Raw genomic sequence first — 12,713 nt, 5'->3', positions numbered from 1 at the left:
GAAGGCGATCCGTCACAGAGCGTGCACGACGTGATCGATGCACGCGGTGAGCGCCTCGACGTCGGGCGGGTCAACGGCGGGATACATGCCAATCCGCAGCTGGTTGCGGCCGAGTCCGCGGTACGGCTCGGTGTCCACGATGCCGTTCGCGCGCAGCACCGCGGCCACCGTCCCGGCATCGACGCCGTCGGTGAAGTCGATCGTGGCGACCACCGGGCTGCGCACAGCCGGCTCGGCGACGAACGGCGTCGCGAACCTCGACGCCTCGGCCCAGGCGTACAGCCGCGACGACGAGTCGGCCACCCGCTTCGCAGCCCACGGCAGGCCGCCCTCAGCCAGCATCCAGTCCAGCTGGCGAGCCAACAGCCACAGCGAGGCGACCGAGGGGGTGTTGTAAGTCTGGTCCCTGCGGCTGTTCTCGACCGCGAGCGTCAGATCCAGCGACGGCGGCGCCCACCGGGTCGCGCGCAGCTCGGCCAGTCGCGACAGCGCCGCCGGCGAGCAGATCGCGAGCCACAGGCCCGCCTCCGCGGCGAACACCTTCTGCGGCGCGAAGTAGTACGCGTCCGTCTGCGCCAGGTCGACGGGCAACGCGCCGGCGGCCGACGTCGCGTCCACGAGCATGAGCGCGTCGCCGGCCGCGTCTGCGACTCGCTCGACCGGCAGGGCGACGCCGGTGGAGGTCTCGTTCTGCGGCCACGCGTAGGCGTCGACGCCGGGCTGCGCGTCGATCTGCGGGGCGCTGCCGTAGTCGCTGCGGACGACCACCGGCTCGCCCAGGAACGGCGCGCCGCCAGTCACCGTGGCGAACTTCGCCGAGAACTCCCCGCACACGGCGTGCAGCGCCCGGTCGCGGACGAGGCCGAACGCGGCGGCGTCCCAGAAGGCGGTCGACCCGCCGTTGCCGAGCACGACCTCATACCCGTCAGGCAGGTCGAACAGGTCGGCCAACCCGGCTCGGATCCGGCCGACGAGCCGCTTCACCGGCGGCTGCCGATGGCTCGTGCCGAGCAGGGTCGTGCCCGTCTCGGCGAGCTCGACGAGGGCGGCCGCCGGCACCTTCGACGGGCCGGACCCGAATCGGCCGTCGGCCGGCAACAGGTCGACGGGAATGCGGATCTGCGGCGCCGTCACCCCCCGATCCTGTCATCTGCCGGCGCGGAGATGGCGCTGTCAGCCGCCGCGCACCCGCGCGAGGTAGGCGTTGCCGAAGATGCGGTGCGGGTCGAGCTTGTCGCGCAGGGCGGCGAAGTCCGCGAACCGCGGGTAGGCGGCGGCCGACGACTCGGCGTCGCGATAGTGCAGCTTGCCCCAGTGCGGCCGTCCGCCGACGTCCTTCGCGATCGCCTCGACAGCGCGGAAGTGCTGCTCCCGCGGGTCGCTCGCCGTCGCGTTCATCGCCGGCATCCTGTCATCTGCCGCGTCCGCCGGCGTCACGCTGCTCGGCGGCGGATGGGGGATGAACAGCTACTTGACGGTCCGGTGCGCCCACAGGAACTGGGCCGCGTGCCGGGTGTAGCCGCCGGCGTCGGTCCGGTACGCCGTGCTGTGGATGCCGGCGTGCCGGTAGACCCAATACAGCCGCTGCACGACGGTGAGCAGCCCGGCCTGCACGCCGCAGACCGGGTCGCCGGGCGCGCAGACGTCCAACGTGCGCCGACGAACCGGCTCGGGCAGCCGGAACGCCTGTCCGTCCAAGAAGGTCGGGCGCAGGCCGGCCGCCCCGGTGTGGCCGGGATAGTCGCCGGGCTCGCCCGGCTCGTAGCTGGGATTGCCGAACAGCACCACGCTGACGTGCTTCTGCTGCGCGGCGGTCAGCTCGCCCACGGCGCGGACGACCACCTCCGCGCCCTGGCTGTAGCCGGCCAACAGGATCGGCCGAGCGGGGCAGCTGCGCGTCCAGCGAGCGCGGACGGCCGTGACCAGCGCAGTCGCGCCGGCCCGCTCGCTTTTGTCGAGCGCCGGCGAGAGGCCGCGCGCGCCGAGGTAGGCGTTGGACGGGATGGCGGGGTAGTCCAGCGCCGCCGTCGTGACGTGGCCCTTGCCGGCGATCTCGACGAGCGCGGAGGTGAACACGGTCATCGTCACGCCGTAGGCGGCGACGTCGGCGGCGCTGAGCCCGTCCGGGACGGCGGACGGCGCCGGGTTCGCCAACCCCTCTCCAGACCCGGGCGCGGCGAAGAACGCGGCCGGACAGGCGGGGGCGAGCGCCGTGCCCTTGCCGCCGACGGTGTCCGTGCAGCCGGCGAGGCAGGCGGAGGTCGCCAGCACGGCGGCGGCCAACCCGCGGGCGGTCGATCTCAGGCGCACGCCACAGCGTAGAAAGCGAAGCTGTGGGCACCCGCAGCCGCGCCCGCGCTGGGCGGCCGAGCGTCGAACCCGCGAGCAGGGTCAGTCGTGGGCGATGTCGGCCCAGCCCTCGACCTCTTCGGGCTTGCGCGGCTCCGGCCCGATGTAGCGGGCGGACGGCCGGACCAGGCGGCCGGTCTTTTTCTGCTCCATGATGTGCGCCGACCAGCCGGCCGTCCGGGCGCAGGTGAACATCGCCGGCATCATGTGCGGCGGCACCTCGGCGAAGTCGAGGATCACGGCGGCCCAGAACTCGACGTTGGTCTCGATCGGCCGGTCCGGGCGGCGCTCGCGCAGTTCGGTGAGCGCGGCCTGCTCCAGCGCCTCGGCCGCCTCGTAGCGCTTCGAGCCGAGCTCCTTGCAGGTGCGCCGCAGCACGCGGGCGCGGGGGTCCTCGGCGCGGTAAACGCGATGGCCGAAGCCCATCAGCCGGTCGTGCCGGTCGAGGATGTCGCTGACGACCTTCTTGGCGTCGCCCTTGCGCTCGACCTCCTCGATCATCGGCAGCACGCGGGCTGGCGCGCCGCCGTGCAGCGGGCCGCTCATCGCGCCGATCGCGCCGGACATCGCGGCGGCGACGTCCGCGCCGGTGGAGGCGATCACCCGGGCGGTGAAGGTGGAGGCGTTCATGCCGTGCTCGGCGGCGGAGCAGAAGTAGGCGTCGACGGCCTTGATGTGCGCGGGGTCCGGCTCGCCGCGCCACCGAGTCATGAACCGCTCGACGATCGTGGTGCTCTGATCGATGCGGGATTGCGGGATGGCCGGGGTCGACAACCCGCGGGCGGACTGCGCCGCGTAGGACAGCGCCATGACCGCGGCGCGGGCCAACTGCTCGCGGGCCTCTTCGTCGCTGATGTCGAGCAGCGGCCGGTACCCCCACACCGGCGCGAGCATGGCGAGCGCGGCTTGGACGTCGACCCGGACGTCGCCGGTGTGCACCGGGATCGGGAACGGCTCAGCAGGCGGCAGGCCCGGGCCGAACTTGCCGTCGACGAGCAGCGCCCAGACGTTGCCGAACGTCACGTGCCCGGCGAGGTCCTCGATGTCGACGCCGCGGTAGCGCAGCGCGCCGCCGTCCTTGTCCGGCTCGGCGATTTCCGTCTCGAAGGCGATAACGCCTTCCAGGCCAGGGCTGTAGTCGTTCGCCATGACGTCTCCGATTTCGACTGGTCGGCACGTGCGCAAGAGGGCCGGTCGGCACCTTCGAGCCCATTCTGCTCACACCCGGACCAACGGTCATCGGCGCGGTCCACGCAAGGTGCGATCATGGCCCGGATGAGCGACCCGGCCGCACTGCGCGTGAGCTACGAGCACGGCCGGCTGGACGACGACGGGCTGCCGGACGCCTGGCCGCCGCTGCTGCAGGCGTGGTTCGCGACAGCCGCCGCAGACCCCGCGGTGCGCGAGCCGAACGCGATCCAGCTCGCGACCGTCGACGCCGCCGGACGCCCCGCGGTGCGCACCGTCCTGGCCAAGGCGATCGACGCGCGCGGCGTCGTCTTCTACACCAACTACGACTCGGCGAAGGCGCGCGAACTCGCTGCGCGGCCGCTCGCCTCGGCGGTGTTCGCGTGGCTCGCGCACGAGCGGCAGGTCCGGCTGACCGGGCCTGTCGCGAAGGTCGAGCGGGCCGAGACCGAGGCGTACTTCGCCTCCCGGCCGCGCGGCTCCCAGCTCGGGGCGTGGGCGTCGCCGCAGTCGTCGGTCGTCGCGTCGCGCGCGGAGCTGGACGCGCGGTACGCCGACGCCGCAGCGCGTTTCGGCGATCGCGAGATCCCGGCGCCGCCGGGTTGGGGCGGGTTCCGGCTCAGCCCGGACGCCGTCGAGTTCTGGCAGGGCCGGCCGAGCCGGCTGCACGACCGCGTCCGGTTCCGGCTGGCCGACGACGGCTGGGTCCGCGAACGGCTCGCCCCATGACCGACGAGCCGAACTCCGGGCCGCCCGAGCCGAGCCCCGATCCGCTGCCCGAGGCGTCGTCGGCCACCAGGGAACGCTCGGTGGGCGGCCTGCTGCGCCGGCACGCCGTGGACACCCGCCCGCTCGCCATCCCGGAATACCGGCGGCTGCTGATCGGGCAGGGCACCTCGTTCATCGGCTCGATGCTCACCCAGGTCGCGGTGCCTGTGCAGGTCTACGCGATCTCGAAATCGTCGCTGGACGTCGGCTTCGTCGGGCTGGCCGGCCTCGTCCCGATCGTGGTCTTCGGCTTGTACGGCGGCGCGATCGCCGACGCCGTCGACCGTCGGCGGCTGTACTTCTGGGCCTCGCTCGGCACCTGGCTGGTCACGCTCGCGCTGCTCGCCCAGACGTTGACGAACCTGCGCAACATCCCGCTGATCCTCGTGCTGGTCGCCGTGCAGTCGGCCATGTTCGCCGTCGCGTCCTCCGCCCGCGGCGCGATCATCCCGCGCATCGTCGAGCACGACCTGGTGCCCGCGGCGAACACGCTGAACTTCACCGTCGGCAACGTGGGCCAGGTGCTCGGTCCGCTGATCGCGGGCGTGCTCGTCGCGCTCGACCACGGCTTCGCCTACGCGTACGCGATCGACGCGGTGCTGTTCACCGCAGCCCTGTACTCGGCGCTGCGGCTGCCGCCGATCCCGCCGGACGGGCAGACCCGGCGCGCCGGGCTGCGCTCGGTCGGAGAGGGGCTGATGTTCATCGCCTCGAGGCCGGTGTTGGTGATGTCCTTCCTCGTCGACATTGTCGCCATGGTGCTGGCGATGCCGCGCTCGTTATTCCCGGCTACCGCGGCCGATCGCTTCTCACACGTGCACGGCTCGGTCGGCCTGCTCTACGCCGCCATCCCGATCGGCTCGGTGCTGGCCGGGTTGACGAGCGCGTGGATCGGCCGGGTGCGGCGGCAGGGCGTCGTGCTGACCATGGCGATCGTCGGGTGGGGCGCGTGCGTCGCGCTGTCCGGGATCGCGCACCAGTTGTGGTTGGTGCTGGTGCTGCTCGCCTTCGCGGGCGCGGCAGACCTCGTCAGCGCGGTGTTCCGGCAGACGATCCTGCAGACGTACGCGCCGGATGAGATGCGCGGGCGGATGCAGGGCGTATTCACCGCAGTCGTCGCCGGCGGCCCGCGGCTCGGCGACGTGCGCGCCGGCGCGATGGCCGCCGCCACCACCGTCACCATCTCGTGGACGGCCGGCGGGATCATCTGCCTGGTGGTCGTCGCCGTCGCCGGGTTCCTCGTCCGGCCGTTCTGGAACTACGACGCCTCGGCGGCGCCGCCCGTGGACGCTGTGCCCGAAGCGTTAGCGTCCGAAGCATGACCGGGCTCGGCGGCGAAACATGGACGATCACCTCGGGCCCGCACCGAGCCACAATCGCGGAGGTCGGCGCGGGCCTGCGCAGCTACACCCACGAGGGCCGCGACGTCACCTGCCGCTACGGCGACGACGAGCTGCCGCCGAAGGGCTGCGGAACCACCCTCGTGCCCTGGCCGAACCGCATCCGCGACGGCCGATACACCTTCGACGGCGTCGAGCAGCAGCTCGCGCTCACCGAGCCGGACAAGCGCAACGCCATCCACGGCCTCGGCCGGTGGGCGCGGTGGAGTCTGGTCGAGCAGACCTCGGACAGCGTTCGGCTCGGCCTCGACATCGTGCCGCAGAAGGGCTATCCGTTCCAGCTGCACGCCGAGGTCGAGTACGTCCTGGAGTACGCCCGCGGGCTCGTCGTCGAGCTGTCCGGGCGCAACGACGGCTCGCAACGTGCGCCGTTCGGCATGGGCTCGCACCCCTACCTGTCGGCCCAGGGCGCGTCGCTCGACGACGTCCTGCTGGGCGTTGCGGCTGACGAGACGTTCGACGTCGACGACCAGCAGATCCCCGTCCGGACAAGACCGATCCGAGACGACGAGGACTTCGGCGGCTCGAGTCGGCTTGGCGCGCGCCGCTTCGACCAGGGGTTCACCAGCCTCGTCATCGAAGACAGCGTCCCCGATGACCTCTACAGCATGGTTCATCTGAGCGGTGCGGGCTTCAGCAGCTCGATCTGGTTCGACAGCGGGTTCAAGTATCTGCAGGTGTACACCGTCGACGAGGTGTCGCCCGGTCAGCCCGGCGTCGCGTTCGAGCCGATGACCTGCGCGCCGAACGCGTTCAACTCCGGCGACGGTCTGCTCGTCCTCGAGCCGGGGGAGAGCTGGTCCGGACGCTGGGGCATCGTCGCGGGCCGACCACTCTGATCGGGAGGCTCGGCGCGGCTACCCGCGGACGGCGTTGTAGCGGTCCAGCGCCACCGTGCGCTCGAGCGCGTGGTCGACGATCCGCTCCGGGTAGTCGGCCGCCCGGTCGTCGCCGAGGTCCCACGGCTCATGCGCCGCCTTGCCCGCGACACCCCGCAACTCCGGCACGAACCGGCGGACGTAATCGCCGTCCGGGTCGAACTTCAGCCCCTGCGTGATCGGGTTGAAGATCCGGTAGTACGGCGAGGCGTCGGTGCCGGTGCCGGCCGTCCACTGCCAGCCGTGCTGGTTGCTCGCCAGGTCGGCGTCGACGAGGTGCTGCATGAAGTGCCGGGCGCCGTGCTGCCACTCGATGTGCAGGTCCTTCACCAGGAACGACGCGACGATCATCCGGACTCGATTGTGCATCCACCCCTGCGCGAGCAGCTGGCGCATGCCGGCGTCGACGATCGGGTAGCCGGTGCGGCCCTCCTGCCAGGCCCGGAACGCCTTCGTGTCCGCCGGCGCGTACGTCATCTTCGCCAACGCAGGCTGGAAGTATGAGCGCGCGGACTCCGGCCAGTCGTAGAGCACGGAGGCGTAGAACTCCCGCCACGCGATCTCGCGGCGGAACACCTCGTCGTCCGGGCCGAGGTCGGCCAACAGCGTGCGCGGGTGCACGCAGCCCCACTTCAGATACACCGACATGTGCGAGGTGCGGTCGAGATCCGGCCGGTTGCGGACCTCGGCGTAAGCCGCGAGAGCCGCTTTGCGGTACGCGCGCCACGCGGCGAGCGCGGCGTCCTCGCCCGGCTCGGGCAGCGCCAGCCCGGCCGGCAGCGACGGTTCGTCGGGGATGTCGACGCCGGCCAGCTCGGCATGCCACTCGACCCGGCCGGCGATCACGCTCGCCGGCGCGCGCCAGCCGTGCTGCTCCCAGGCCCGGTAGAAGGGCGTGTAGACCTTGAACGGCGTGCCGTCCTGCTTGCGCACCCGGCCGGGCGCGACGGCGTACGGCGAGCCGGTGCGCACCAGCGCGATGTCGCCGAGCGCCTGCTCGACCGCCTCGTCCCGCTGCCGGCCGTACGGGCCGAAGTCGGCGCTGACGTGCACCGACTCCGCCGCCGCCTCGCGCGCCGCTTTCGGCACCTCGACGACTGGATTGCCGCGCCGGACGAGCAGGCGGCCGCCGTGCTCGCGCAGCTGGCCGTCCAGCGCGCGTAGCGTTCGATAGAGGAAGGCCAGCCGCGGATCGCCCGCCGGCGCCAGCAACCGCTGGTCCAGCACGAACAGGGCGGCGACGGGCCCGCGCTTCGCCGCCTCGTGCAGCGCGGGATGATCGCGCAAGCGCAGGTCTCGGCGCAGCCACAGCACTGACGTCACACGCCGATCGTGCCCCGCTAGGGGGCCGGCGAACCGGGAAAGGTAGCTAGCCATGAGCGACAGCGATCTCTACGGCGACAGCGTGTACGAGGGGGGCGAGGCGGTCGAGGACACTGACGACCTCGACCCCATCGAGGCCCTCACCGGCGACGACCCGGACGAGGCCATGCAGACCGGTTACAACCCGCCGGACCGCGAGCCCTACAACCTGAGCCACATCCCGACGCCGTTCGAGGAGGCGCAGGGCGAGTCGCTCGACCAGAAGCTGTCCGAAGAGGAGCCGGAGGTCAGCGAAGAGGACGTTTTCGCCGGCGACGCCGATCCGCGCGCCGGCCGGTTGGTCGCCCCGGACGAAGGCGCGCACGCGGATGAGGAGAAGGACGAGATCGCTGCTGACGTCGGCCCGGCCGGCTACGCGTCCTCGGCCGAGGAGGCCGCGGTGCACGTCATCGACGAGGACGCGACGGAGTAGCTTCTCTCACGATGCAGCTGACGAAGTTCCGGCACTCCTGCGTCCGCGTCGACGACGGCGACCGGGCGCTCGTCCTCGACCCCGGCCTGTTCAGCGACGTCGCCCCCGCGCTGGACGGCGTCGACGCGGTGCTGATCACCCATGAGCACGCCGACCACGTCGACCCGGACGCCCTTCGGGCCGCCGCCAAGGCGAACTCGAGCCTGCGGGTCTACGCGCCGGCGGCGGTCCGCGAGACGTTCGCCGATCTCGGCGACCAGGTCACCGCGGTAGGCCCGGGCGAGACGTTCCAGGCCGCCGGCTTCGACGTGCGCACGTTCGGCGGCCAGCACGCGGTCATCCACCCGCTGGTGCCGGTGATCGCCAACGTCGGCTATCTCATCGACGGCGCCGTGTATCACCCGGGCGACTCGTTCGCCGTGCCGCAGGCGCCGGTCAGCGTGCTGCTGCTGCCGGCGGTCGCGCCCTGGTCGAAGATCAGCGAGACGATCGACTTCGCGATCGCCGTCCGCGCGCCGAAGGCCTATCCGATCCACGACGCGATCGTGAACGACTACTTCCACGGCATCCTGCAGAACATGCTCAAGCCGCTGGCCGAGCGGTACGCCGTCGACTTCGGCTCGTTCGCAGACCCGGTCAGCGCCTGACCGTGTCCGCCCGCGCGCACGAGGCGCTGGCCCGCTCGCCAATCGTCGACGGCCACAACGACCTCGCCTGGGCGATGCGCGACCTGGTCGGCTACGACCTCGACGCGTACCCGCTCGACGTCGAGCAGGACCGCACGCACACCGACCTGGTGCGGCTGCGCGCAGGCGGGGTCGGCGGTCAGTTCTGGTCGGTGTTCGTGCCGGCCCAGCTGAGCGGCGGCGCGGCGGTCACTGCGACGATCGAGCAGATCGACTTCGTGCTGCGGATGACCGCCCGCTATCCCGAGCACCTCGCGCTGGCGCTCACGGCCGACGACGTCGACGCTGCGTTTCGCGCCGGCCGGATCGCCTCGCTGTTGGGCGCCGAGGGCGGCCACTCGATCGACGGCTCGCTCGCGGTGCTGCGCACGCTGCACGCCATGGGCGTGCGGTACATGACCCTGACGCACAACGACAACACGCCCTGGGCCGACTCGGCCACCGACGAGCCGGTGCACGGCGGCCTCACCGACTTCGGCCGCCAGGTCGTGGCCGAGATGAACCGGCTCGGCATGCTCGTCGACCTCTCGCACGTCGCCCCGTCCACCATGCGCGACGCGTTGGCTGCCACCACCGCGCCGGTGATCTTCAGCCACTCGTCGTCGCGCGCGGTGTGCGACCACGTGCGCAACGTCCCGGACGACGTGCTGCAGACGCTGACCGGCAACGGCGGCGTGTGCATGGTGACCTTCGTGCCGGCGTTCGTGTCGCCGGCGGTCGCGGCGTGGGAGGCCGCGGTGAAGGACGACATGCTTGCCCGCGGCGAGGACGCGCGTGACTGGAGCGCCCAGATGGCGGCCGCCGCGCGCTGGGCCGCCGCGGCGCCGCCGCCGGTCGCCACCGTCGCGCAGGTCGCCAACCACGTCGAGCACGTGCGCGAGGTCGCGGGCGTCGAGCACGTCGGCATCGGCGGCGACTACGACGGCTGCGACCGGCTGCCCGAGGGGCTCGCCGACGTGTCCGGGTATCCGGCGCTGATCGAGGAGCTGCTCGGCCGCCGTTGGTCGGCGGCCGAGATCGGCGCGCTGACGAACGGAAACGTCCGACGGGTGCTGCGCGCCGCGCAAGAGGCGGCCGACTCCTGACATGATCTCGGGCGGAACCGGCGAAAACCGATGTTCTGACCGAGATCATCGCGGAGGGTCGTCGACATGCCGAACCGCTATCCACACTTGCTGGCGCCGCTCGACCTGGGCTTTGTCACGCTGCCCAACCGGGTGCTGATGGGGTCGATGCACGTCGGCCTGGAGGACCGGCCGAAGAACCTCGCGCGGCTGGCCGAGTTCTACGCCGAGCGGGCCCGCGGCGGCGCGGGGCTGATCGTCACCGGCGGCTTCGCCCCCAACCGCACGGGCTGGCTGCTGCCGTTCGCCGGCAAGCTGACCACCGCGAGCGAAGTCGGCCGGCACCGCGAGATCACCGCCGCCGTGCACGACAACGGCGGCCGGATCGCGCTGCAGCTGCTGCACGCGGGCCGCTACGCCTACCACCCGCTCAGCGCCTCCGCGTCGCGCAGCAAGTCGCCGATCACCCCGTTCCGCGCGCGCGGCATGACCGGCTGGGAGGTGCGGCGCACGGTCGAGGACTTCGCGCGCGCCGCCGTCCGCGCTCGCGAGGCGGGCTACGACGGCGTCGAGATCATGGGCTCGGAGGGCTACCTGATCAACCAGTTCCTCGCGCCGCGCGTCAACCGCCGCGACGACGTGTGGGGCGGCTCGCCGGCGAACCGGCGGCGGTTTGCGACGCAGATCGTGCGCCGGGTGCGCGAGGAGTCGGGGCCGGACTTCATCCTCAGTTACCGAATGTCGCTGCTCGACCTGGTGCCGGACGGCCAGACGTGGACCGAGACGCTCGAGCTCGCGGCCGAGATCGAGGCCGCCGGCGCGACGCTGATCAACACCGGGATCGGCTGGCACGAGGCGCGGGTGCCGACGATCGTGACCTCGGTGCCGCGCGCGGCATTTAGCTGGGCCACCGCTCAATTGCGCACAAGCGTTTCGCTGCCGGTCGTCGCGTCGAACCGGATCAACATGCCCGAGACGGCCGAGGAGATCCTCGCCCGCGGCGACGCCGACATGGTGTCGATGGCCCGGCCGTTCCTCGCCGACCCGGACTGGGTGCGCAAGGCGGCCGACGATCGCAGCGACGAGATCAACACCTGCATCGCCTGCAACCAGGCCTGCCTCGACCACACCTTCGCGCACAAGGTCGCGAGCTGCCTGGTCAACCCGCGAGCGGGCCACGAGACCGAGCTGGTCCTCACCGCGGCCCGGCGGGCGAAGCGAGTCGCTGTGGTGGGCGCGGGGCCGGCCGGCCTCGCCGTCGCCACCGCGGCCGCAGAGCGGGGGCACGCCGTCGAGCTGTTCGAGGCCGACCCGGTGATCGGCGGTCAGTTCCAGCTCGCCCGGCGGGTGCCGGGCAAGGAGGAGTTCGCCGAGACGATCCGCTACTTCACTCGGCGGCTCGAGCGCACCGGCGTGAAGCTGCACCTCGGCCACCGCGTCGTCGCGGCCGAGCTGCTCGACGGCCGCTGGGACGAGCTGGTGCTCGCCACCGGGGTGCTTCCGCGGCCGGTGTCGCTCGCCGGCGCAGACGGGCCCAACGTGCACTCCTACGCCGACGTGCTCACCGGCGCGGCGCAGGTCGACGCCCGGGTGGCGGTGATCGGCGCCGGCGGCATCGGCTTCGACGTGAGCGAGTTCCTGACGCACGCCGGCGCCCAGGGCGAGCCGCAGGACCGCGACGAGTGGCTCGCGGAGTGGGGCGTCGGCCGCGACCTCGACGGCGACGGCGCCGCGATCCCGGGCGGCCTGGTGGCGGCGCGCGACACGCCCGCGGCGCGGACCGTCTACCTGCTGCAGCGCAAGACGACCAAGGTGGGCGCCGGGCTGGGCAAGACGAGCGGCTGGGTGCACCGTGCGACGCTGCAACGACGCGGCGTCGAGCTGATCAACGGCGTCTCCTACGAGCGGATCGACGCGGCGGGGCTGCACGTGACGGTCAGCGGTCGCCCGCGCCTGCTCGAAGTGGACGACGTCGTCGTCTGCGCCGGCCAGGAGCCGCGGCGCGAGCTGTTCGAGGAGCTCGTCGCCGCCGGCCGCACGGCGCATCTGGTGGGCGGCGCCGACGTCGCCGTCGAGCTCGATGCCAAGCGCGCGATCGACCAGGGCACGCGGCTCGCGGCACGGCTGTGAACTGCCGCAGCTGTTGATCCTTTTGTGGGTAACCGGTGCACAACCGGGGCGTCTCGGGGGACAACCGGCCGCTTGTTGTGGACGGCCGAAATCACTTTCCACGACGCGCGCGCAACCCCTTGTGCGGGGCTGCGGGAGCGCGTATCTCTTGTGTCCTCGCACCGCAGGAAAGACAAGTCGAAGGAAACTTCGGCGGGCCGGGCAGGGCGGGAGACCGTCCGGCCCGACGTCATATTCCACAAGTGCGGGACTGGTTGACCGAGGCGCCGCCTTCGCGGCGTGCCGCCCCGGTCGGCTTCGTCGGACCAGCGCGCCAGCCGCGCGCTGGCGGGCAGTTCGGATGCGGTCGACGCGAAACGGTCCTCGGGCCGCTAGCGCTGGACAATCCGGATCCGGTCCGATGACAGCGGGGCCCCGGTCAGCTCATACCTGACCGGGGCCCCATCTGCTTGTGC

General features: G+C 72.3%; 12 protein-coding genes. 7 read left to right on the top strand and 5 right to left on the bottom strand.

The window, feature by feature from the left end; translation table 11 throughout:
* Positions 1-12: 12 nt before the first annotated feature.
* The 4 genes from serC to ACFFBG_RS17050 form a co-directional block, all read right to left on the bottom strand.
* The gene (gene serC / locus ACFFBG_RS17065) at positions 13-1,134 is read right to left on the bottom strand and encodes a phosphoserine transaminase (protein ID WP_375480759.1); all 1,122 of its coding nucleotides are present in this window, start codon (positions 1,132-1,134) and stop codon (positions 13-15) included.
* 39 nt (positions 1,135-1,173) lie between these two features.
* Positions 1,174-1,398 carry a D-arabinono-1,4-lactone oxidase gene (locus ACFFBG_RS17060; protein WP_375480758.1) on the bottom strand — a complete coding sequence of 75 codons (225 nt, stop codon included), beginning with the start codon at positions 1,396-1,398 and terminating at the stop codon, positions 1,174-1,176.
* A gap of 69 nt (positions 1,399-1,467) precedes the next feature.
* Positions 1,468-2,310, bottom strand: coding sequence for a cutinase family protein (locus ACFFBG_RS17055; protein ID WP_375480757.1), 843 nt, complete (start codon positions 2,308-2,310; stop codon positions 1,468-1,470).
* Between the two features lie 81 nt (positions 2,311-2,391).
* Positions 2,392-3,498, bottom strand: a complete 1,107-nt coding sequence (locus ACFFBG_RS17050; protein WP_375480756.1) for a citrate synthase 2 — start codon at positions 3,496-3,498, stop codon at positions 2,392-2,394.
* A gap of 117 nt (positions 3,499-3,615) precedes the next feature.
* Here ACFFBG_RS17050 and pdxH point away from each other — a divergent pair, with 117 nt between their 5' ends.
* From pdxH to ACFFBG_RS17035, 3 genes are read left to right on the top strand one after another with little or no spacing between them, the layout of a single operon-like run.
* Positions 3,616-4,266: a pyridoxamine 5'-phosphate oxidase gene (gene pdxH, locus ACFFBG_RS17045; protein WP_375480755.1), complete on the top strand. Its 651-nt coding sequence runs from the start codon at positions 3,616-3,618 to the stop codon at positions 4,264-4,266.
* The gene (locus ACFFBG_RS17040; protein ID WP_375480754.1) at positions 4,263-5,627 is read left to right on the top strand and encodes an MFS transporter; all 1,365 of its coding nucleotides are present in this window, start codon (positions 4,263-4,265) and stop codon (positions 5,625-5,627) included. The genes pdxH and ACFFBG_RS17040 overlap by 4 nt, the downstream gene beginning before the upstream one ends.
* Positions 5,624-6,544, top strand: coding sequence for an aldose 1-epimerase family protein (locus tag ACFFBG_RS17035; RefSeq protein WP_375480753.1), 921 nt, complete (start codon positions 5,624-5,626; stop codon positions 6,542-6,544). The genes ACFFBG_RS17040 and ACFFBG_RS17035 overlap by 4 nt, the downstream gene beginning before the upstream one ends.
* A gap of 18 nt (positions 6,545-6,562) precedes the next feature.
* Here the strand turns inward: ACFFBG_RS17035 and ACFFBG_RS17030 are convergent, their stop codons facing one another.
* Positions 6,563-7,906 carry a cryptochrome/photolyase family protein gene (locus ACFFBG_RS17030; RefSeq protein ID WP_375480752.1) on the bottom strand — a complete coding sequence of 448 codons (1,344 nt, stop codon included), beginning with the start codon at positions 7,904-7,906 and terminating at the stop codon, positions 6,563-6,565.
* Positions 7,907-7,958: 52 nt separating this feature from the next.
* Here ACFFBG_RS17030 and ACFFBG_RS17025 point away from each other — a divergent pair, with 52 nt between their 5' ends.
* The 4 genes from ACFFBG_RS17025 to ACFFBG_RS17010 all read left to right on the top strand — a co-directional run bounded on the left by ACFFBG_RS17025 (position 7,959) and on the right by ACFFBG_RS17010 (position 12,258).
* Positions 7,959-8,378 carry a DUF5709 domain-containing protein gene (locus ACFFBG_RS17025; protein ID WP_375480751.1) on the top strand — a complete coding sequence of 140 codons (420 nt, stop codon included), beginning with the start codon at positions 7,959-7,961 and terminating at the stop codon, positions 8,376-8,378.
* An 11-nt stretch (positions 8,379-8,389) separates the two neighbouring features.
* Positions 8,390-9,025: an MBL fold metallo-hydrolase gene (locus tag ACFFBG_RS17020; protein WP_375480750.1), complete on the top strand. Its 636-nt coding sequence runs from the start codon at positions 8,390-8,392 to the stop codon at positions 9,023-9,025.
* A gap of 2 nt (positions 9,026-9,027) precedes the next feature.
* A complete protein-coding gene (locus ACFFBG_RS17015) occupies positions 9,028-10,149 on the top strand; it encodes a dipeptidase (RefSeq protein ID WP_375480749.1) in 1,122 nt (373 codons plus the stop codon).
* A gap of 66 nt (positions 10,150-10,215) precedes the next feature.
* Positions 10,216-12,258, top strand: coding sequence for an FAD-dependent oxidoreductase (locus ACFFBG_RS17010; protein WP_375480748.1), 2,043 nt, complete (start codon positions 10,216-10,218; stop codon positions 12,256-12,258).
* Positions 12,259-12,713 lie beyond the last annotated feature (455 nt).

Origin of the sequence: uncultured Jatrophihabitans sp. (assembly GCF_964251945.1) — a bacterium.
Taxonomy (GTDB): domain Bacteria; phylum Actinomycetota; class Actinomycetes; order Mycobacteriales; family Jatrophihabitantaceae; genus Jatrophihabitans.
Note: the sequence above shows the minus strand (reverse complement) of the source record. Positions and strands in the feature narration are given on the sequence as shown.